Below are 21,713 nucleotides of genomic sequence, written 5' to 3'. Positions count from 1 at the left end.
TAATACTTGTTTGGGATTAAATTTTGAATCTTCTATTTCTTTTGACATGAATATTTAATTAGGAATTTCTATTACCTGATTGTCGATGAGTCTAACTTCACCAACAAATACAGCTATCGCTAGCAAAATTTCACCCTCTAATTTTTCTTTAGGCTGTAGTTCTATTGGATCTACTACCTCTAAATAATCAATACGGAGAGATGACCCAGTAAGCAAAAAATCCCGAAGAATTTCTTTCCAAAGTTTTATATCTCTTTCTCCAGCTTGAATCGTTTTTTTTGCTAATGCAAACATTCTAGGTATCAAACTGGCAGTTTCCCTTTCTTTTGTAGACAAACGAACATTCCGTGAACTCATAGCCAAACCATCAGTTTCTCTACGAGTCGGAACACCAACAATGTCTAGCGGGAAGTTTAAATTTTCCACCATTGCAGAAATTACGCGAAACTGTTGGTAATCCTTTAAACCGAAAAAAGCTTTCGTTGGCTCTGTTAGGTGAAAAAGTTTTGCAACAATTTGTAACACCCCTTCAAAATGACCTGGCCTAGTCCTACCACAGAGATGGTTTTGTAATTTTGGAATGCTTAATTGAATCGGTGTTTTAGTATCAGGATACATTGTTTTGACATCCGGCAAAAAAACAATATCAACTCCATTTTTTTCGCATAACAAAAGGTCATTTTCTGTATTGACTGGGTACTTTTCAAAATCCTTTGGATCGTTGAACTGTGTTGGATTTACAAAGATAGAAACAATTGTTTTGTCTGTTTGAGTTTTAGAAGATTGAACGAGATCCATATGACCCGCATGTAAACTTCCCATCGTAGGACAAAACCCAATTGTCTGTCCTTGGCTTTTCCAATCGTAAATCAGTTTTTTTAATTCATCAATTTTAGAAACAACGATCATAATGATTCCTCAGTACGAACCTTTACGCTCGTTCCATGTTCCTCATCCAGGCCCTCTAATTCAGACATTAATTTTACATACGGATAAAGTTTTTCTAAGGATTCCTTATTTATTTCCTGAAAAGTAACTCTTTTCAAAAAAGTATCGACACCTAACGAAGAATAAATCCGACTCCCTCTTGCAGTAGGCAGAATATGATTGGTTCCACTAATATAATCTCCCATTGCAACGGGCGAATATGGCCCTAAAAATACACTACCTGCATGTTCTATTTTTGAAAATACTTCTTCATTGGTTTGAGTTTGTATTTCTAAATGTTCTGGAGCCAGCTCATTCGAAAACCAAATACAATCCTCTAAATTAGGAAAAACTAAAATGGCAGAATTTTTATAAATGGAATGTTGTTTCATTTCTAAACGTTTTGGACGTTCGATAAATGCTTTTTCCAATTCTTGGCTTACTTTATTTGCAAAATCTTTATCTGTTGTTAGTAAGATGGCCGAGGAATCTTCACCATGTTCTGCTTGAGATAACATATCACAGGCGATCCATTTGGGATTGGCAGAAGAATCTGCTATAATACAAACTTCACTGGGTCCAGCAGGACTATCAATGCCGATAATCCCCTTCCCAGCTAAGTAGGATTTGGCGGCTGCAACATAAGCATTGCCTGGGCCGACAATAAACTCTGATTTGGGGATGGTTTCTGTTCCATAAGCACAAGCTGCTATACCTTGCGCCCCTCCCACAGTGATAATACGATTCACACCAAGGATTTGACAAAGCCAAATGAGAATTTCAGGCAAACCGTCTTTTTGAGGGGGAGTCACGAGTTGTATATTCTTTACTCCAGCAATTTTAGCAGGAATGACCCCCATAAGAACACTGGACGGATACAAAGCCTTACCACCAGGAGCATAAACAGATAATGAAGGAATCGGTGTGTATTTAACACCTAACCTATTTCCATCAATCAATTTGGACCAAGATTCTCTTCTCTGCGCTTCGTGAAAGGATTCAATATTTGCTTTAGCCCTAAGAAATGCCTCCTTAATTTTGGGATCGAGATGAGTTTGCATCGAGTGCGGATCCAAAGTCACCGAACGTAAGGAAATACCATCAAACTTTTCGGTATATTCAATTAGGGCTTGGTCCCCTCTCGTTTTGACAGCATCCAAAATAGGAAGGATTTTTTCTGTAGCTAAGCTTAGGTCTTCTTTTGCATCCAAAAGAAAACGATCCAATTGGTCCCGTGAATTTCTGTCACAGTTTAAAATGGGAATCGGCATAAAATCAGCCTGGGGGGAAGTCCTTCCCTAAACAAGCTTTTTGTCAGAAACGAGAAGAGAATTCGATTTGGTATCTAGAACCATATTCATATGAAAATTTTGATTGGTTCCAACCAGATTCAGAAACCACTGTGGCTTGCACTCGTTTGTTTGTTTCTCCTAAAGGAAATCCCTGTTCAAAGTTTGCCACATTTCGTTTTGCGGAAAAATACGAATCTACTATATTATAGAGTAAAAATGCACCCAAAACCCCAGCTCCAACTTGGATTACGCCTAACTCTGATTTTGCGGTATTGAATTTTGCTTCAGCGTTCCCTCGATTGATGATCCATAATCCTTGTGAGTCTGGTTGGTCCACGAGTATGGCACCCAATAAAACTGCCGATTGGTAATCGGATCTTGCACTTAAAAATTTATTGTATGAATTTGCATAGACCACAGCGGCGGAGACTACTACCAACGGATACACGTAAACTTTCCAATTTTTTCCATCAATGTATTTCTGCCCCCAACCCGGCAAAACCGTAGAACGCCAAAGCGTAGAAAAATAAGGTGTTTCGTAATAGTCTTCTGGAACTTCTTTACGAATGATCCTTTCTTGCCTGGAGGCAAAACGTGCAGCTTTTTCTTTAGAGTCTGATAAAACGACTCTTTGTTTTGCAGTCAAAACTTTGTTTCGTGGATTCTCTAAAACTAAATCATAAATTCCTGTATCAGTATCTGGCTCAATAGCAAAAGTAGCTTTTGCAACCGAATCTGATTCTATGACAACTTTTTTAGCTAAGATTTTTTTTCCTCCAGTCACAAGATATACTTTCATAGGATGGATAAAGTCCCGGCCTTCCAATAAAAAAACTTTTTCCTTCTCTTCCTTAGATACAGAATAAATAGAATCTTTGGTGAGAGTCGGCACTTTTGATACAACTACTTCAAACTTTACCCAATCGGAATAACTACCTACCTTTCCAAGTTTATTGACAACTGCCACCCTGTGTTCATATATACCTGAAGTATAATTCACTAAATCATAACTTGTTCCATTTACCTTCTCCGATAAAACTAAATAACCACTGGAATTTTTGATTTCTAAAACATATCCCGTGGCACCTTCGACTTCCATCCAACGTAATTGGTATTGGCTTGATTCTTCGGAGTTTTCCATTGGTTGTCCGAAAAGCGAGGTCACCGAAACAAAAGAAATTATTAAATATAAAAGAAATTTATTCCACATAAATCTTCCCTGGAGTAAGGATTTTTGGAATTCTTAATTCGGGTACAGAAATGAAGAAATCTTGTTTGTTATAAGCTGATTCTTTTTCTGTTCCATCGGCTTGTTTATATATAGAAGCAACTTCCCAACGAAACCTTCCGACGTTAAACTTCTGAATATCATTATATGTTAGTTTGGTAGAACTTGTTTTTTCATTTAGGATTTGTTTTTCTCGAACTCCCGAAATATCAAACAGTTGAATGCGGTAACCGGATGCCTTTTCCACCGCTTTCCAAGTAAAAAGAATGGAACTTTTCGAAAACAAATCTATCGTTTCATTGCGAAGTGGACTTAATAGATTCGGCGGTTCTCGATTAGTTTGCATTTGGAAATTTCTAACTGCGCTATAATCATTATCACCATCCACTGGTTTGACACGCCAATAAAAACGACCAAAATCTTTTGATTTAAATTCAAAATAATTTCCAGAAACTGTCTCTTTTGTAATAAGAGGTTTAAAATCAGAATCACGAGCGATTTCGATTTCATAATTCGACTTGTTGGTTATTTTTTTCCATTTGAGAATCACAGCCGAACGTTCATCAACTTCTACCTCTGCTCCATTGGCAGGCGCCACAAGCTCTATTTCTTCTTTGGCAATCACTGTAAACGTATTTGGCTTTGAATCAAATGATAAACCGTTAGAAGTTAAGCCCTTCACTCGCCAAAAATAAACACCTAGATTTAAGTCAGTCGAAAGTTTTAAAAAATTATTCTTTGTTGATTCTACTTTTAGTTTTGTTTGAAAATTCGAATCGGAACTTAGCTCCCATTCGTAACTACTAAAATCTTTTTCATCCTTCCAAGAAAAGAACAATTGTGATTTAGTTTGTTCGTAAGCAAAAACTTTCCCACGAACCGGTTCTAATAATTCAGGTGGAGAAAGATTGTTTTTTTTGGAAATTTGAAAACCAACTACATTCGAAGTTTTTTCAGGGATTCCTTGCAGATTGGATCTAGCTTGAATTTTTGCAAAATAACTTCCTTCCTTTAAAGAATCAAAGGCTAAGGATTGGTTCTGAGTTTGTTTGGAAACAAGTCCATCAGAGAAGTTAGAATCTTTCGCAATGATTACAGTATAAGATGAATATAAGTCGAGAGGATTCCAGACAAATCGAACTACTGGCAATTCCTGGGTATACGCGAATACTTCGCCCGCTTTCGGACTCATCATCTTAAGTCCCGGATCATTTAAAACCCTAAATTGAAAAACTTCTGTGGTTTGTTTTGCTTTAGTACTCGGGTCATCATAAGTCACTCTCCAATAATAGGAACCTGAGGCTAATTTTTTGGAAATACTTGCCGCTGTTAGCTTTTCTTTGTAAAGAGATTTTGAAAAATCAGGAAAAAGCGAGATTTCTATCACTGGATTCGAGGTTTTAGCAGAATCAGATTTCCAACCAGAAATAGAAAATTGCACTTTTTCTTGGCCAGATTCGGATAGAATATTTCTCCTATCTTCCGGTAGAGACAATCGGTAGACTGGTTTTCCAACCTTAACACCTGACTCAGTTACATTTGCAATTTGGTCTTTGGCAATCGTTTCTTCTTTTCCATTGGATGTTAGTTTGGCTTCGCCTTGATCAACTTTAATGTTTAACTCAGATTTGGTTTTATCTAGTTTTACATCTCCACTGGCAACTTGAACTGTTTTGTCACCAGCTAAAATATTCATCTTCATATCACCAGACACTGTGCCTTCCCTTGCCGCTTCAAATGATCCGTAAGCAAAGTTGATATTGATATTTTTATCCGAGATATCTAAAAGGATCATAGAGTTCTCTGATATATTGATTTTTGTTCCATCGTTCAAGGTAAGGATTGCGTCAGATAAACCTTCCGTTCTGATAGTATCCCTATTTTTTACTTCTGTTTTGGATTCAATTAAATCCCAAACCACTGCATCATTGTATTTTCTGAGGACAGTTTTATTTTTAAAAGTAATGACTCCAATGGTTGGACTCGAAGAGTCAATGAACCGATCGTTTAGGTTTCTATAGAGAAAGTATGAGAATACAAGAATGAGTAACAAAAGTGCTGAAACTACAAATCTTGTATCGTTTAACCATCTCATAAAATTATTTATGTGTCCGCGTAAATACACCATCCCAGTCTGAACCAGGTGGATTTAGTTTATATTCCTCGCAACGTTCCATAAGCATCCGACTGGATTTGTCTTTCTGACCTTTGGCTTTTTCTGCTTCGGTAAAGTATTTAATGGCGGAATTCCAGTTTTGATTTAAATACTCTTTAAATCCAGACTCGTAAATTCCTGCTGCTTCCGTAAAGTTATTTGAAATCATGGAGCGGTAACCAATTAGCTCATGAATCTTAACTGGTTCATTTTTACCTTTTACTCTCACAAGATCTAAATACCGAGTTACCATTTCCCCTTGAATACAATCGCGAATAGGATCAGTAATAAGAATATTGACTCCATAATCTTTGCCTGCAGCCTCAAGCCTTGCCGCGAGATTAACAGTGTCACCCATCATCGTATAGGATGCCAGGGCATCCGTTCCCATAAAACCAACCTTAGCTGGACCTGAATTGAGCCCTATTCTTGCATCCATCACTTGGGCTTCTTTTGAATAAAGATTGTTTTTAGTCCAATATTCACGTAAGTCGGCAAGCTTCATCACCATGTCCACACTGGCCCTTGCCGCTTTTAATTCATGTTCCAAAACTGGAACTGGTGCATTAAAAATTCCTACAATGGCATCTCCAATATATTTATCCAAGACTCCTTCGTGTTTTTTCAGAATGATGGTCATCGCTGACAAATATTCATTGAGTAAAGCCGCAAGGTCGGCTGATTTCAACTGTTCGGAAATAGTAGAAAAACTGGCAACATCCGAAAAAAAGGCAGTAATATGAGTTTCTGATCCTCTTTTTAAAGCAGCCAAGTCAACCATAGCTTCTTGGACCACAACGGGATCAATCATACTACCTAAGATATTTTTAACCTTCTCTCGTTCTTCTAAACCAGCCCCCATATCTATGAAGTATTTAGTAAGAAGTCCAACTTCATCCTGTGTGGTTGGTTTAATTCCAATTTTAAAATTTCCCTTTGCAATCTCTAAAGTTGCAGAAAGAAGTTGTAATACAGGTTTAGTAATGGTTTTAGAAAAGAAAAATACAAAAATTAAAGCAGAACACAAACCAATCCCTGCTATATAAAGGTTTGTTTTTTGGCTCTTGTAAACATCAGCGAAGGCCTTTTCTTCTGAAACAAACGTAATGACTCCAGCATCTGCAAATCCAATTTTTTGAAAGGAACCTAGATAAGATCCACCCAACTCTTCATCTAAATAACTCATTTGCCCTGTATTGGGTGCGCTAGTTAACATAGATTTAACGATCGGCATCGAAGCTAGGTCTGTTGCAGCAAGAACTAAGTCTTCCTTGGGATGTGCAAGCACCGTTCCATTCCCATTCACCATAAAAGTGGTTTCGATTCCTTTTTTGGAAAACGCTCCGATGATTTTGTTTAGTTTCACAATCATCACAAGAGCATTATCAAGTTCCCCATTTTCAGCCGTGGGAATTGCTATTGCAAAAGAAGGTTCTTGGAATCCTGGACTCGAATTAAGAAGAACAGTTTGGCCGTTAAAAGCTTGTGCCAATGAATCCCGGTTACGGTTGACGACCGCATGGAAATCCTCTTCTGTAACAGAACTTTTTTTTAGTTCCTCTTCATTAAATACCTCTCTTTTCATTACCAAAGAATTTTCTTTTCGTTCAAAAATACCTAGGTAAATAAACTCTTTATCATTTTGAAAAAAAGTTTTAATAAGAAGTTTTCTCTCCGCCTCAGGAAGACCTTGAGTTGTGAGAGTGATAGCAATTTGGCGTCCCTTTTCAACGACACCGAGAATATCAGATTTAACTTTAGAACCAATGATTTCTGCAATTCGTATATTATTGTCGCGTAACTGAAGTTCAATGGATCTTTTAAAATAAAAGGAAGCAAAAAAGATAATAACCGAGACTGACAATGCGAATAAAAGACTAATCACACCCATCATCTTTAGTTGGAGCGAAAATTTTGTCTCAGAAGAGCCATCTAATGTATGTGCACCGACTTCTTCCTTTTTCTCTTCTTTTACTTCAGTAGTAATGGTTTCAGAAAGAGAAATTTCCTTTGAGGATTCATCATTCGATGTATCCGATTCCGCAAAAGAAGATTCAATCAATTCATAAGGATGGTTTGGTGAATCATCAACAGAAAAAACTTCTTCTCTAACTCCATCTTCCAAATCCGGATTCATTCCGTTGATCCTTGCCTCATTGGCAGATACAAGGATCTCCTCTTGGACTCTTATTCTTCCAGACTTACCGACAAACTCTAAAGGAGGATGGGAGATTGTATTTTTTTTAGAAACCTTATGGATGGAAACTTGGGTATCTGAAACAGAACTGGTTCGTCCAGTTAGACCAAATTTATGTGTGATTCGATCTGGAGAAATTTTATCATCCCAAAGATATTCCAAACGGGCAAATACAGAACGGGCTTCCGATTCCATACCTTTTGGAATCAAAACATAAATTGTTTTATCTTCGCCTAACCTCTCTAATTCGGAGGCCAAATATTTATTTGTGGAAATATTGTGAATGGAAACAAAAGGAAATTCTAACCGATTTGTTTCTGTCGGGATTCCCCAGAGAGGGGGGCCAAATCTAAACTCCAGTTCCCCGGCACGGCGAGTTTGAAAGAATACAGTAATCCCTTTACTCCAATCCCAGGTCTCTAAACTCCCAGGAGATTCATCCCAGATAAGAAACACAAGTTTGGATGTTCGTAGGAACGGAATTTCTTCGGAAATTTCTATCATGCCATTTTTAGTATCGACTTATTAGGCCAAACAATCGATCTCAATTCTAGATGAAAATCATCACGTTAAATTGCAACGGAATTCGCTCCAGTTTGAGCAAAGGTTTACTAGATTTTATTCGTCAGGAAAATCCTGACATTATTTGTTTCCAAGAAACCAAAGCCCCTGTCTCTGAAATCGATAGAGAAGAATTTAGAAATCTTGGTTATGAAGTGTTCGCTTGTATTGCTGACAAACCCGGCTATAGTGGTACTGCTGTCCTTACGAAACTAAAACCAAAATCAGTCACAATTGGACTTGGAGATGGAATTTATTCCTCGGAAGGAAGGTCCGTTTTCCTAGAATATCCAGAATTTTATCTTTGGAACCTTTATTTTCCCTCTGGAACGAGCGGCGAGGAAAGACAAAAAATCAAATACCAATTTTTGGATTCCTTTTACGAACTAGCAAAACCCTATACAAAGAAGAAAAAACCTTTGATTGTCTGTGGTGATGTCAATATCGCCCATACAGAAATCGATATCCACAATGCAAAAAGCAACCAAAAGAGTTCGGGATTTCTTCCTGAGGAAAGGGCCTGGGTTTCTAAGTTTTTGGATTTGGGTTTTTGGGATTGTTTTCGCATAGTCCAACCAGAAGTGAAGGATGAATATTCCTGGTGGACCTACAGGTTCCAAGCTAGGAAAAACAACAAGGGTTGGAGAATCGATTATTTTTTTATCACTAAATCTTCGAGTTATAAAATTGAAACGGTGACCATTGCGAAAGAACCTGTTCTCTCGGACCATGCCCCGGTAGTGATGAAAATTCAATTCACTTGACATTCCTTTTAATCCAAGAGAGATTTTTGGCATGAAATTGGCCCTTCCATTAATCCTCTCTATTTTTAGTCTGCAATGTTCTGTCCTAGGTGTGATTCAGGACAAAATTCCAATGCCTGAGTTTGAATTCGATTCTCTTTCCATTAAGAGTATTACATTCACCGAAATCACCTTAAACATAGTTACCTCGGTAGAAAATCCCTATCCCGTTTCTCTTCCTAGTTCATTCATCGATATGGATATCAAAATCGAAGGATTAAAACTTTCACAAGTTAAAACAGATTTAGGGGCCATTGAGGGTAAAAAAACAAAACAACTACCATTGGAAGTAAAACTAAAATATACGGACTTATTAAATCTTTACAAAAAGTTTCCAAACAAACCGCTGTTAGAAGTTAGTGCAGAAGGAAATATGAAAGTACCGATTCCTAAAGGATGGCAACTTTTGGGAAAAGATTCACTTAGTTTTCCTTTTGTGAAAAAAAAGGAAATTCCTGCCATCCTGCCCAATGTTGAGATCCAAAACTTTAAAATTTTAATGCCTACCGAAGCCGATATCCTAAGCGCCTCCAATACTAGCGCTCTAGCAGATACTGCCACTGGTTTCCTAAAAGGACTACTTGGAGGTTCCAAACAACCCGCAACTTCTGCGACTAAGGCAGGACTTTCTGGCCTGAATCTAGATATAAATACTGAGTTTGATTTTGTATTTGCTAACGAAGCTGCATCCAACCTAAACCTAACAAACCTTAACTATAATTTAGATTTAGCAGGTGAAAAATTCTTAAACGGAACTCCTAAAGAAATCATAAACTCAGGAAAAACTTCGACAGTAAAAGTAGCCACAAAGTTTCCCATAACTTCCATTAGCTCCTCTCTCTATAAAACTATCCAATCGAAATCGGCTCAATTTGATTTAAAAGGTGATTCTGGTTTAAAGGTTCCATCTGTTCAGGAAACCATACCTTTCTTTTACGAAAAGCGCGGTAACTTCAAATGGTAATTTTTAAAATCGTTTTACTTTGAAAAAAAACCTAGGTCTTCTGCTACGGAAGACCTTATTTTTTCTTCTGCAACATCTGTTTGATTTCGTCTCTAGTTTTGCCAGGATAAAGACGAATTTGATAACTAACTAAAAATTTAGTGATGATGGGTGCTCCATCTTTTGATAAATGTTCATAATTAAAACGGGAAGCATCATTTTGTATGATTTTTGCCACATCATTGATTCTTGGGACGCGGCGGTCAAAAGCTATTGATTCCAATTTCCCAGTGATCGTGTTGAGTCCAATGGTTATCATTCCATCATCTACGAAGCTTAAGAGATCAAATTTTTTCATTTCCTCTTTGGAAAGTTCATCGCCACCAGGATCTGGTTTTCTACGTATTTTATCTGTATGGCGAATCTGACGCACCATATAGGAATCAGAAGCTATATAAACACGAAAAAGTTCGGTAGGTAAATCGCTCTTTTTTTGAAAGAATGGAATTTCACCTGAATGGTTTTGGACTTCTTCTCCGCTTTCATTCAAGATCATTTCTCCTTCTCCGCCCGGTGGAGGAAGAATATCTTTTTCAGGGAGAACTTCCTTGTTTGTTTCACCATTTGAATGGGAACTAACGGGAGACGTCGATTGGCAATGAATCAGAATGAAAAACAAAAATACAGAGACAAACAAAGAGAAGAATTTCATTTCGACATCAGTATTTGGCAGTTTATCAGCGTGGCAAGAATTTAAAATGAAAAGGACAATCCCTAAAGTAAATATTTTGCCAAGACTGTGGCAAGTCCGAGGAAAAAGAAAAACCCACACACATCTGTTGTCGCTGTGACAAAAATGGAAGAAGCAATGGCGGGATCGATTCGCATTCCCTTTAACACAATAGGAACCAATGAACCTGTCAGTGACGCCACAATCATATTCACAAACATGGCAGTTCCCACCACAAATCCAAGCACTAGATTTCCTTTCACCAAAAAGATCATACATCCAGTTACAAATCCGAGAACCAGGCCATTCAGAATTCCAATAGTAAATTCTTTTCTAACTGCTTCCCACCAATTGGAAATAGAAAGATCACCTGTAGCAATATTCCGAATCACAACAGTTACTGACTGCGTTCCTGCGTTTCCTCCAAGTCCAGCCACAATGGGCATAAGAGTGGCAAGCACAACAATCTGCGAAATGGTATCCTCAAAAAAAGCAACCACAGTGGAACTGACAAAGGCAGTAAGTAAATTCACATTAAGCCAAACGATACGACGTTTTACTGATTGTAAAATAGGCGTAGATAACCTTTCATCTTCTGACACCCCAGCCATGAGAAGTATATCTTCTGAAGCTTCTTCCTCTACGATCTCTAAAACATCATCAACTGTAATTCGACCGATAATCCGACCTAAATCATCTGTGACCGCAGCACTCACTAAATCATACTTTTTAAAGGTATTGGCGACCTCTTCTTGGTCCACGTCATAATGGAAAGCAAACACAGAGAAGTTGGTAATCTTGGCCACCTTTGTATTAATGGGTGTTAAAAATAAATCTTTTAAGGGAATAAAACCTTCCAGAACACCATCTTCGTTGGTAACATAAATTTGGTAGATATCTTCAATTTCTTTGGCTTTTTTCCGAACATTGATGATTCCTTTCCGAACATTGTCCGTAATGGACACTGTCGCAAAGTCCTTGGACATCAGTCGGCCAGCAGAGGACTCGCGAAATCCTAATTGGGATCGAATTTCAAAACTGTCGGCTTTACTCAAATTTGCTAAAACTAATTCGCGTTTTGCGCTAGGAAGATAAGAGAGAAGATAGGTTGTTTCATCCGTCTCAATATGATTGAGTGTATGGGAGATCTCATCGACAGAAAGGTCCTCTAAAAAGGACTCTAAGGTTTCCTCCTCCATTTTGATGAGGGCATACGCCTGGTCTTCTTTAGATAAGAGTCTAAATAAATATAGTTCCTCATCTCTTTCTAGGTCACGAAATACAGTGACTATGTCGGCAGGGTGAGCCCCATCAAACATTTCTTTAAGTTTTTTGGAATCCTCATTAGAAATGAGGTCTTTGATTTGACCGACAAACTCATCATAGGAATCGCTGTCTTTGTCGATTTTGATACGGAATTCGGACTCTTTCTTTCTTTCTTCTTCCATAAATCAGCGGATTTCCTGAAATTTCCAATTGACGGTTATGTCGCGTAGACCATAGGCTATATCCTATGTCGGCACGAGTTCGAATTTTGAAAACGAATCTTTTTCTAATCCTAGTTTTTTCCCAATGTGTTCTTTTCGAACCCAAAATCAGCAAGGTTCCTGATGCCTATGTGCGCGAAGAGGTCATGAATGCTGAGCAGAAAAATGCCACAAGGGTCCTCACCGATAAAATCATCAAACTGAACAACGAAGTTTCCATCCAAAGAAAGGCGAACACTCTCACAGGCCAAGCCATCAAAATTTCCCAGGCCAAAGTTACAAAACATAGTGCACAGCGAGATTTAGCCCGCACAAAAGAAACCTACTTTGTATTAAAAGAAGACAGTACCTCATCCAAACGTTATTTGGATGAAAGTCAGGCTCATGAATTGGAAAGAGCCAAAGAAGAAACTCGATATAAAACCTGGGTACAAAAGGAAAAGGAAGATAAAGCCTATTTGGAAATGAAGGAAGCAGCCCTCGGAGAACTCATCGCCGAACTCGAATTAGTTCGGTCAGAAATTGCAGTTAAATTCCAAGAATCGCAAGGTAAAACTCCGGCAGATCCAGAATACATAAAAAAAGAAGTTTATGAAACTCAATATGCTGAAAAAAAATCAGATGCCCGTCGTCGTGTTTCTGATTGGGAACGAGTAAAAACTGAGGCTCCTAGTTTGCCAAAAGTCAACTTAGAGGATAGTTTTGACGATGCGAAGTAATTTTAAAATCTTTGGTTGCTTTATATTTTTTACTTTCCTATCCATTTCCACTCTTTCTGCGGACTGGATCTATTTTCCCTACGAATACAACCAAATCTACAAAGAAAAATATGCTTTGGAATTAGAGCTTGCTGACATTCGTAGACAACACCAAAACGAATTAAATCGTTTAGAAGAAGAAAAAAAAGACCTTCAAATCCAAAATCGAAACCTTACAGAAGATTTGGAATTAGAGAAACGCAATCGAGCCAAAGAACAGGATGAATTCTCCGATAAAATGCGCGATTACGATATGCGCCTTCGTGGTTTAGAAAAAAAAGGAACTGATAAGGAAAGGTTGCTCGCTGATGAAAATCGAAAACGCGAAGAAAAAGATAGAGCAGATATAGATGCACTTAAGAAAAGATTAGAAGATAAAGAGCGCGAATGCTTACAAAAAGAACAGAAACTTCGTGATAATTATGAATCAAAAATTGATGAACTAAAAGAAAGAATCCGTAACTTAGAAGAAGAGCTGGCAAACCTTCGTAAGCTCACTAAAGAACAAAAAAGGGAATTGGAGCGCCTCGCAGAACAAACCAAGGAGTTTGAAGAAAAACTAGCAAAGGAAATTACCTCAGGTCAAATTAGACTCAAACGTTTTCACAACAAACTCATTATCAATATCGATGACAAAATTTCTTTTGATAGTGGCTCTTCTGAATTAAAACCAGCGATACTTCCTGCCATAGAAAAAATCAGAGAAATCTTAGCTTCTTATCCAGAAAATTATATTGTTGTAGAAGGCCATACGGACAATGTCCCGATCAAAACAAAATTCCGTAACAATTGGCATTTATCCAGCGAACGAGCATTAGCAGTTTTAGACTATATGTTACAAAATAAAAACCTAAACCCAAAAAACTTTTCTAGTGCTGGTTATGGTGAGTTTCAACCTATTGTTCCGAATACTACCAAAGAAAACAAAGCTCTCAATCGGCGAGTGGACATCGTGGTTGTCCCGAGAGCTACAGGTTCCCTTAATGCAAACCATGAGTAAACCTAGACCCAAACGTTCACGATTGGTATTTTTTTTAAGCCTTTCAGGTATTTTATCCATAGTCATATTTTTTATTGAGTGGATTGGGTCCAGAGAGAGCGGAAGTCTTGCCCTTTTTGCAGATGCAGGTCATATTTTCACCGATGTTTTTGCGCATATCATTTCTTTATTCGCCCTACTCGTTGCATCCAAAAGACCCACTGAGAAATACCCTTTTGGATTTCACCGTTTTGAAGTTCTTGCTGCTTTTATCAACGGACTTCTCCTGATTGGAATGGCCGGATTTATTCTTTATGAAAGTTACCTGAGATTTTCAGGGACCGCGCATGTAGAAGCAGATTCCATGTTGGCTTATTCACTGATTGGATTTGGAATCAATCTAATATCTGCAGGCCTGCTTGTCGGTGTTAGCAAAACAAGTCTTAACCTAAAGTCTGCCTATTTGCATGTTTTAAGTGATCTCTTAGGAACTTTGGCAGTGATTGTCGGAGCTCTTATCATTCGTTTTACTGGATATAAAGAGGTAGATAGTTTTCTCAGTATCGTTTTAGGAATATTCATTCTTAAAACATCCTATGGAATCGTGAAAGAATCTGTGGAAATATTAATCGAAGCAGATACAAGTGATTTCGACAAAGAACATCTATTGGATCATATCCAAACCTTAAAAGGAATTGTATCTGTTCCACAAATTACAGTTCGTAAACTCACATCAGGAGTTTTTTCTGTTGAGATCCAAATTTTAGTTAACCAAGGAACAGACAGAGATAAAATTGTATTAGAAATTCATAAAGTTCTTAAAGGTGAATTTGGAGTACCTTTTGTATCCGTAGAAATCCTTTCCTCATCACTCAAAGAAAAACTGGAAGAAATTTCTGTTAGAGAATCGGAACGTGAGTTTGGCCATCACGGTCATAGCCACGGTCATGCCCATGACCACCACCATTAAAGTAATTTTCGTTTTTTCTTTTGGATTAAAACTTTAGTGAACTGATCTTCCCAAACGAAAAGTTGGTAATCTGGATCCATTGACTTTAAATCTTTCGGATTTGCCAAATTCCAGTAGGATGTTACGGCTTGGAGAAGTCCCTCTGTAGGATAAGGAAATCCGGACAGTAAAAACTCTGAATTTGGGTTTCCATAACACTGAGAAAGAAAGGTCTCCTGCCAAACGATCAGTTTCTCTCTTTCTTCTGCCACCAATCCGTTTTCCAGTGAAACCTTCTTAGTTTTTCCAATCAGTAAAGAAACTAAGGAGAGTAATTCTTTTAATCTTAACTCCATTCCGAGATTTCCGTAATTTTCCAGAATCAAATCTTTCTGAGAAATAGTATATTCGCATAACGTAAGTTTAATGTGGGAGACTAAAGGGGTAAAATCGGTATGAAACAATTCTTCTGAACTTTGGTTTTCGAAAGTCGTTTCGTTACTACCTAACTTTTCACTTTTTTTGGATCGGTGCACTAAATACACGGGATTGGAATCATCATCTTTGATTACCCAAAAAATGCTATCTGCTTCTGCTCCATTGGTGATAAAGGATTTGGTTCCGGATAATTTTCCATTCTCCACCTTGGAACTTAACTTACGAAGTTTGGTTTCCCAGCCCGGTTCACTCACACCCACAGCAAAAATTTTCGTAGGTTCGGCATCCCGAAAGCCGTCCCAAAGAGAATTTAAAACCTCACTGTTAACCTTCTTTTGGTTTAAAGTTTGGTTCTCCGAGTCACTCCTTATCGCATGATTGAGAATCCCACCTGCCACATTCACTTCCACCATACAGGAAAGAGCTAAAGAGACTCCCACTGGTTCTTCTGCTAAAAAGGAAATTTTTTTTTGGAATTCTAAATAAGACTCAAGACCAAGAAGAAAATGGTAAAAACCTTCCTTCATTAAGATAGGTTTCCAACTCCGGTAGAACCCGGTCGGAGATCCATCCATATCCTTTGGATAGGGTGAACCTGGTTTTCCATATTTTAAAATCAGATTTTCGGGAAACAAACTTAACAAAATTACTTTGATTTCTTTTTGGAAAATTTGGCATCAAGTACCTTTTCTTCATCCAAAACTTTTTTCAAATACTGACCAGTGAATGAACGTTTTACGGTCACAATTTCTTCTGGTGTGCCAGTGGCGATCACCTCACCACCACCGTCCCCACCTTCAGGGCCAATGTCTATGATATAGTCGGCGGCTTTGATCACATCTAAGTTGTGTTCGATGATAACCATAGAATTTCCTTTGTCCACGAGCACCTGCAAAACAGAAAGTAGTTTTTCAATGTCTTCAAAATGAAGGCCCGTTGTGGGTTCATCTAAAATATAAAGGGTTTTGCCTGTCGGTCTTTTGGAAAGTTCTGTAGAAAGTTTGATCCTTTGTGCTTCTCCCCCAGAAAATGTAGTGGCTGCTTGCCCCAGTTTGATATACCCAAGACCCACATCCATCAGAGTGTCTAATTTTCGTTTGAGGTTTGGGATATTTTCGAAAAAGACAACGGCTTCTTCTACTGTCATATCCAAAATATCAGAAATATGTTTTCCCTTGTATTTCACTTCCAAGGTTTCTCTGTTGTATCTTTTCCCTTTACAAACTTCACATTCCACATAAATATCAGGAAGGAAATGCATTTCAATTTTTAAGATTCCGTCCCCTTCACATTTTTCACAGCGTCCGCCAGCTACGTTGAAACTAAATCTGCCAGGACCATAACCCCTAACTTTTGCTTCTTCTAGTCCGCTGAATAAATCTCTTACAAAGGTAAACAAACCAGTGTAAGTTGCTGGATTAGAACGAGGAGTCCTTCCAATGGCCGATTGATCAATATTGATGACCTTATCGATTTGGTCTTTACCCAGAATTTTTTTGTGTTTTCCTGGAACTAGTTTCATTCCCATAACGGAACTTGCGAGTTCCTTATAAAGAATTTCATTGATAAGTGTGGATTTTCCAGATCCTGATACTCCAGTAACCACGGTCAAAGTTCCAAGGGGGATGGAGACATCCACATTCTTAAGATTGTTATGTGTGGCTCCCGTGATCTTTAAAAACTTTCCGTTTCCGACACGGCGGGTCTCTGGCATGGAGATTCTTTTTTCCCCTGATAAAAACTTCCCTGTAACAGAATGTTTGTCTTTTTTGATTTGCTCTGGAGTTCCAAAGGAAACAATTTCTCCACCGTGGACTCCCGCCCCAGGTCCCATATCTACAATAAAGTCAGCCTCTTCCATAGTTTCCTTGTCATGTTCCACAACAAGAACGGTATTTCCTAAGTTCCGAAGGCCTTTTAGGGTTTGGACGAGTTTGGTATTGTCTCTTTGGTGAAGTCCAATGGATGGTTCATCTAAAATGTATAAAACACCCATTAGGCGTGAACCAATTTGGGTCGCAAGGCGAATCCTTTGCATTTCACCACCAGAAAGAGTTCCGGCAGCACGACTTAAATTCAGATATCCAACGCCCACATCATTTAAAAAATGAAGTCTTTGTAAAATCTCCTTTAAAATGGGTTTGGAGATGGTATCTTCTGCACCTTTGTAATCAGAGGACTTCGTAAACTCCAATGCCTTTTCGATGGAAAATCCAGTATAAGCATCAATTCCAATCCCTTGCACTTTGACCGCAAGTGCTTCCGGTCGAAGTCGTTTTCCATTACACACATCGCAATCATGATTGGTCATAAAGGACTCAAACCACTGGCGCATAGAATCTGATTTGGTTTCTTTGTAACGACGTTTGAGGTTGGGAATCACACCTTCATAATTTTTGGAAAATTCATAATGCGAATTGGCACCACGAAAATCATAATCAATATGAATGGAAGAATCTCCATGTAAAATGGTATTCCGCACTTTTTCGGATAGATCTTTCCACGGGGTATTCAAATTGAATTTTAGTTTTTTGGATAATGCTTGTATGGTGGCCATATACCAATAGGAGTTGGATTTGGAACCTCCCCAAGCTTCAATACAACCTTCGGCAAGAGATGCTTCGCGGTCTGTCACAAGAAGCGATTCATCAAATTCCAAAAGTGCCCCAAGGCCATCACAATTGGAACAAGCACCAAAGGGTGAGTTAAAAGAAAATAATCTTGGAGTGAGTTCTGGGATACTGACATCATCACATTTCGGACAGGATAATTTCTGCGAGAAGAGATGGTCTTTTTCTCCATCTTCTACAACCACAATCCCTTCAGCTGTTTTTAAGGCAGTTTCTACAGAATCAGAGAGCCTAGATTGGATTCCTGGTTTCATGACAATCCGATCCACGACGATATCGATATCAGCTTTGAAGTTTTTCTTTAATGGAATCTCATCTTCTAGAGAATATACTTCCCCATTCACTCGCACCCGATTGAATCCTTCTTTTTTATAACGTTCAAGAACCTCTTTGTGTTCGCCTTTTTTTCCCAAAATGACCGGAGCCATAATTTGTAATTTGGTTCCTTCTGGAAATAAATTGATTCGGTCGGTGATTTGGTCCACAGAAAGGCTAGAAATGGGTGTCCCACATTTTGGACAATGAGGTTTTCCTACCCTCGCATATAACAGCCGTAAATAATCATAAATTTCAGTAACAGTACCCACCGTAGAACGCGGGTTTCTATGTGTCGTTTTTTGTTCGATGGATATGGCGGGGCTTAGGCCCTCAATTTGGTCCACCTCAGGTTTTTCCATTTGCCCAAGGAATTGACGGGCATAACTGGAAAGGGATTCCACATACCTTCTTTGACCCTCGGCATAGATGGTATCAAAGGCCAAAGAGGACTTGCCTGATCCAGAAAGTCCAGTAATGACCACAAGTTTATCCCTCGGGATATCAAGATTTACGTTTTTTAGGTTATGTTCACGAGCGCCACGAATACGAATAAAGGAATCCACATCGGATAGCTTGTTTTCCTCTTTCATTCTGGAAAGAATTTTAAGAAATGACGGAAGAGGATCTTACGTGTTTCGAATTCTTTTTTTAACTATTTTATTACCCTTTCGGCTTCTGTACCAGATTTTTCTACGTCTAAGCCTCATTTTCCAACGGGGTCGCGAAGTGTATGAATTGGAATTCCCTGCGGTATTTGAAGATTCTTACAAATCTTATTTTGTCAAAAAATTGCAAGGAAAGGAAGAAACCGTAACAAGACTAGAACTCCTCATCCTCTTAAAACTCATCCAAAAAAATGGAAAAATCAAAACCTTCGATATTTCCTTACCACCACTCGAATGGACACTCTCTGAATTTTATGAAGTCAGGAACCAAATTTTAGCAATCAAAAAATCTGGAAAAAAAGTTAGAATCTTTGCAAAGGAAGGTGGAGTAGGAACTTTACTTTTACTCACAGCCGCCACAGAAGCATTTTTAGCCCCAGAATCCGAATTTATGGTTTTACTTCCAAGCGCTGAACCCATGTTTTTTGGCAAATTTTTGAAAACTTGGGGAATTGAAGTCCAAGCGTTTGCCTCGGGTCCTTATAAATCCTTTGCCGAAAGTTTCACAAGAGGGGAATTTTCCAAAGAAGCTAAAAAGAATTTAGAAACTTTGATTTTAGATTTAAGGAAAGTCCTACTTACAGCTCTTACCAATGGACAAAAGTCTTTAGAATCTTTGTTTTACAAACCCATGCTTTCTGCCGATGAACTTATGTCAGCTGGAGTCATAACGGGAATTAAAACAGAAAATGAATTTTTCTCTGAAGACAGAAAGGTGTTTTCCGGAAACTATCCTTCTCTCCATCATGCGATCAAAGAATTCCGTTTTTTTCCCAAAAGAAAGGCTGAAGTGGTCGTTCTTCCTTTAGACGGGGGAATTACCGGTGGAGATTACCTACATAAAAATAGAGAAAACGGAAAAATCGAAGCCTTCTCTCTCATCCCCAACTTAAAAGCCCTTGCAGATGATAAAAAAATAAAAGCTGTCATTTTAGAAATTTCCTCTCCAGGTGGGTCCGCTTTTTACTCGGAACAAATCCACCAAGAAATTATGGAGCTTAAAAAAACAAAAATTGTTACTGCATACTTTAAAGATACTGTCGCAAGTGGTGGGTATTACATCGGTTCGGCGGTGGATCATATTACAGCTTCCCCCGTTTGTATTACAGGTTCCATTGGGGCGGTTAGTATTCGTGCCAACTTACAAAAGTTATACAAAAAGTTCCAATTAAATAAAGAAGCAGTAGGATTTTATCCATTTCGAGATATCCATTCCGAATTCCAACCTCTCTCCAAACAAAGTATTCAGTACTTAGAATCCCAAATCAAAAAAACGGAAGGTTTGTTTTACAGGCGCGTTGCAGAAGGCCGAAAGATTCCTTTGGAAGATATGCCAAAAATTGGAATGGGCCGGGTGTATTTACCTACGATTGAAAACAAAATTGTAGATTCTCTTGGGGGACTTTTGGATGCTGTTCACGAAGTAAAAGAAAGGTTAGGCGGAAAACCGATCATCGTCACAGAGGAACTCCCTGCTTTTAATTTAAAAAATAAAATTCCTCTTCTTAGCGGGCTTTTAGCAGAACTAAAATTTTTGGAATCTTTAAGCGAAGTTTCTCTCTTAAGCCCTGTTCGTATTAGTTGGAAAAACAGAAAGTAAACGGAGATTCATTTTTTACGGGAAGCTTTTTCGAGTCGGTTCCTTATGCCCTCCGAACCATGACCTGGTTTGGGAGCTTCGCAGATAATGGTTTGGATTTCGGCAAGATCACAAACTTCAAAGAAAGCATAAAGTTTGGACGCATACTCTTCGTTTGTCGACACCAGAGAGAAATGGTCAAACTCCCCATACCTGTCTTCTCCTTCTTTAGTGACGGCCTTATTTGTCTCTGGCAAAACATTTTTTTTACTAACTTTTTCCGGTAAGGAAAAACCAATCCAAGCAGTGACTTTGGGATCAAATCCTTTTTCTAAAGAATGTATGAATTCTTCCGTGGAAGCGAGGATCACTTGAGCTGTAGGTGCGTAGTGTTTGTATTTGGTTCCTGGACTGAGTGGGACATTGGGAACAGAGAGGACGGGGGAAGTTTCGTAAGGATTCGGAAAAACAAGGTCAGGAAGAATCTTTTTCAACTCTTCTGATTCAATGGAACCGGGCCGAAGGAGAGTCGGATGTTCCCCCACAAGGCTTACCACGGTGGACTCGATTCCATAACTTGGTTCTTCTGCGATTAGTATCCCATCCACCTTTCCCTCGAAGTATCGCACAACATCAGTTAGTTTTGTTAGCGAGGGTCTACCGGATAAATTGGCCGAAGGTGCAGAGATGGGTCCACCTGTCAGCCGAATCCATTCCCGGACCAAAGGGTTTTTAGGAATTCGAACAGCAAGCGTATCCAATTCTTTAGGAAATAAGGATTTATCTTTTTTTTTAAGGATAAGAGTGAGGGGACCCGGTGAAAATTTTTCTAATAACTTTCGCCCCAAATCACCTAACACACATACTTTTTGAATTTCTTCGATCGATGGGAAATGGGCAATGAGGGGATTGTCTTTTGGTCTACCTTTGATCTCATAAACACGAAGACAGGCCTCTTCCGATCTGGTTGAGGCGCCAATCCCATAAACCGTTTCTGTTGGAAAGATCACAACCTTTCCCTCTTGGATGAGGTTCGCAAGCAAACGTACATCCGAAGAGATTAAGGTTTTCATT

At 38.6% G+C, this 21,713-nt stretch carries 16 protein-coding genes; 6 read left to right on the top strand and 10 right to left on the bottom strand.

Annotated elements, in window-relative coordinates; genetic code table 11:
* Positions 1–54: 54 nt before the first annotated feature.
* The 5 genes from panC to ND811_RS05240 are packed head-to-tail and all read right to left on the bottom strand — an operon-like array spanning position 55 to position 8,303.
* On the bottom strand, positions 55–909 hold the full coding sequence (panC, locus tag ND811_RS05260; protein ID WP_265351071.1) for a pantoate--beta-alanine ligase: 855 nt from the start codon (positions 907–909) through the stop codon (positions 55–57).
* Positions 906–2,198 (bottom strand): histidinol dehydrogenase, encoded by a 1,293-nt coding sequence (gene hisD, locus ND811_RS05255; protein WP_265351070.1) that lies wholly within the window; start codon positions 2,196–2,198, stop codon positions 906–908. Before hisD ends, panC begins: the two co-directional genes overlap by 4 nt.
* 43 nt (positions 2,199–2,241) lie before the next feature.
* Positions 2,242–3,429 (bottom strand): LIC11435 family protein, encoded by a 1,188-nt coding sequence (locus ND811_RS05250; RefSeq protein ID WP_265351069.1) that lies wholly within the window; start codon positions 3,427–3,429, stop codon positions 2,242–2,244.
* Complete coding sequence (locus tag ND811_RS05245) at positions 3,419–5,542, bottom strand: FecR domain-containing protein (protein WP_265351068.1); 2,124 nt, start codon at positions 5,540–5,542, stop codon at positions 3,419–3,421. Before ND811_RS05245 ends, ND811_RS05250 begins: the two co-directional genes overlap by 11 nt.
* Positions 5,543–5,546: 4 nt before the next feature.
* On the bottom strand, positions 5,547–8,303 hold the full coding sequence (locus ND811_RS05240) for an adenylate/guanylate cyclase domain-containing protein (RefSeq protein ID WP_265351067.1): 2,757 nt from the start codon (positions 8,301–8,303) through the stop codon (positions 5,547–5,549).
* Positions 8,304–8,353: 50 nt separating this feature from the next.
* On the opposite strand from ND811_RS05240, the gene ND811_RS05235 reads away from it, so the two are divergent.
* Positions 8,354–9,124: an exodeoxyribonuclease III gene (locus tag ND811_RS05235; protein ID WP_265351066.1), complete on the top strand. Its 771-nt coding sequence runs from the start codon at positions 8,354–8,356 to the stop codon at positions 9,122–9,124.
* A 31-nt stretch (positions 9,125–9,155) separates the two neighbouring features.
* Positions 9,156–10,127, top strand: coding sequence for an LEA/WHy family protein (locus ND811_RS05230; protein ID WP_265351065.1), 972 nt, complete (start codon positions 9,156–9,158; stop codon positions 10,125–10,127).
* A 55-nt stretch (positions 10,128–10,182) separates the two neighbouring features.
* On the opposite strand, the gene ND811_RS05225 is transcribed toward ND811_RS05230, so the two are convergent.
* A complete protein-coding gene (locus ND811_RS05225; RefSeq protein WP_265351064.1) occupies positions 10,183–10,818 on the bottom strand; it encodes an LA_2219 family laminin/E-cadherin/plasminogen-binding protein in 636 nt (211 codons plus the stop codon).
* A 62-nt stretch (positions 10,819–10,880) separates the two neighbouring features.
* A complete protein-coding gene (gene mgtE, locus ND811_RS05220; RefSeq protein ID WP_265351063.1) occupies positions 10,881–12,284 on the bottom strand; it encodes a magnesium transporter in 1,404 nt (467 codons plus the stop codon).
* Positions 12,285–12,349: 65 nt separating this feature from the next.
* Between mgtE and ND811_RS05215 the strand changes: the two genes are divergently transcribed.
* From ND811_RS05215 to ND811_RS05205, 3 genes are read left to right on the top strand one after another with little or no spacing between them, the layout of a single operon-like run.
* A complete protein-coding gene (locus ND811_RS05215; protein ID WP_265351062.1) occupies positions 12,350–13,042 on the top strand; it encodes a hypothetical protein in 693 nt (230 codons plus the stop codon).
* On the top strand, positions 13,032–14,081 hold the full coding sequence (locus ND811_RS05210) for an OmpA family protein (protein WP_265351061.1): 1,050 nt from the start codon (positions 13,032–13,034) through the stop codon (positions 14,079–14,081). Before ND811_RS05215 ends, ND811_RS05210 begins: the two co-directional genes overlap by 11 nt.
* Positions 14,074–15,030 carry a cation diffusion facilitator family transporter gene (locus ND811_RS05205; protein WP_265351060.1) on the top strand — a complete coding sequence of 319 codons (957 nt, stop codon included), beginning with the start codon at positions 14,074–14,076 and terminating at the stop codon, positions 15,028–15,030. The genes ND811_RS05210 and ND811_RS05205 overlap by 8 nt, the downstream gene beginning before the upstream one ends.
* On the opposite strand, the gene ND811_RS05200 is transcribed toward ND811_RS05205, so the two are convergent.
* Together ND811_RS05200 and uvrA are read right to left on the bottom strand one after the other, a co-directional pair.
* A complete protein-coding gene (locus ND811_RS05200; RefSeq protein WP_265351059.1) occupies positions 15,027–16,091 on the bottom strand; it encodes an acyl-CoA dehydrogenase in 1,065 nt (354 codons plus the stop codon). The two genes, ND811_RS05205 and ND811_RS05200, sit on opposite strands and share 4 nt — an antisense overlap.
* Positions 16,092–16,093: 2 nt before the next feature.
* Positions 16,094–18,985 carry an excinuclease ABC subunit UvrA gene (gene uvrA / locus ND811_RS05195; RefSeq protein WP_265351058.1) on the bottom strand — a complete coding sequence of 964 codons (2,892 nt, stop codon included), beginning with the start codon at positions 18,983–18,985 and terminating at the stop codon, positions 16,094–16,096.
* A gap of 40 nt (positions 18,986–19,025) precedes the next feature.
* Here uvrA and ND811_RS05190 point away from each other — a divergent pair, with 40 nt between their 5' ends.
* A complete protein-coding gene (locus tag ND811_RS05190) occupies positions 19,026–20,660 on the top strand; it encodes a S49 family peptidase (protein ID WP_265368891.1) in 1,635 nt (544 codons plus the stop codon).
* An 8-nt stretch (positions 20,661–20,668) separates the two neighbouring features.
* Here ND811_RS05190 and ND811_RS05185 read toward each other — a convergent pair whose 3' ends face one another.
* A complete protein-coding gene (locus ND811_RS05185; RefSeq protein ID WP_265351056.1) occupies positions 20,669–21,712 on the bottom strand; it encodes an L-threonylcarbamoyladenylate synthase in 1,044 nt (347 codons plus the stop codon).
* Position 21,713 lies beyond the last annotated feature (1 nt).

Origin of the sequence: Leptospira soteropolitanensis, assembly GCF_026151655.1 — a bacterium.
In the GTDB taxonomy this organism is placed as follows: Bacteria; Spirochaetota; Leptospiria; order Leptospirales; family Leptospiraceae; genus Leptospira_A; species Leptospira_A soteropolitanensis.
The sequence above is the reverse complement of the archived record's forward strand: the minus strand, read 5'-3'. Positions and strand labels throughout refer to the sequence as shown.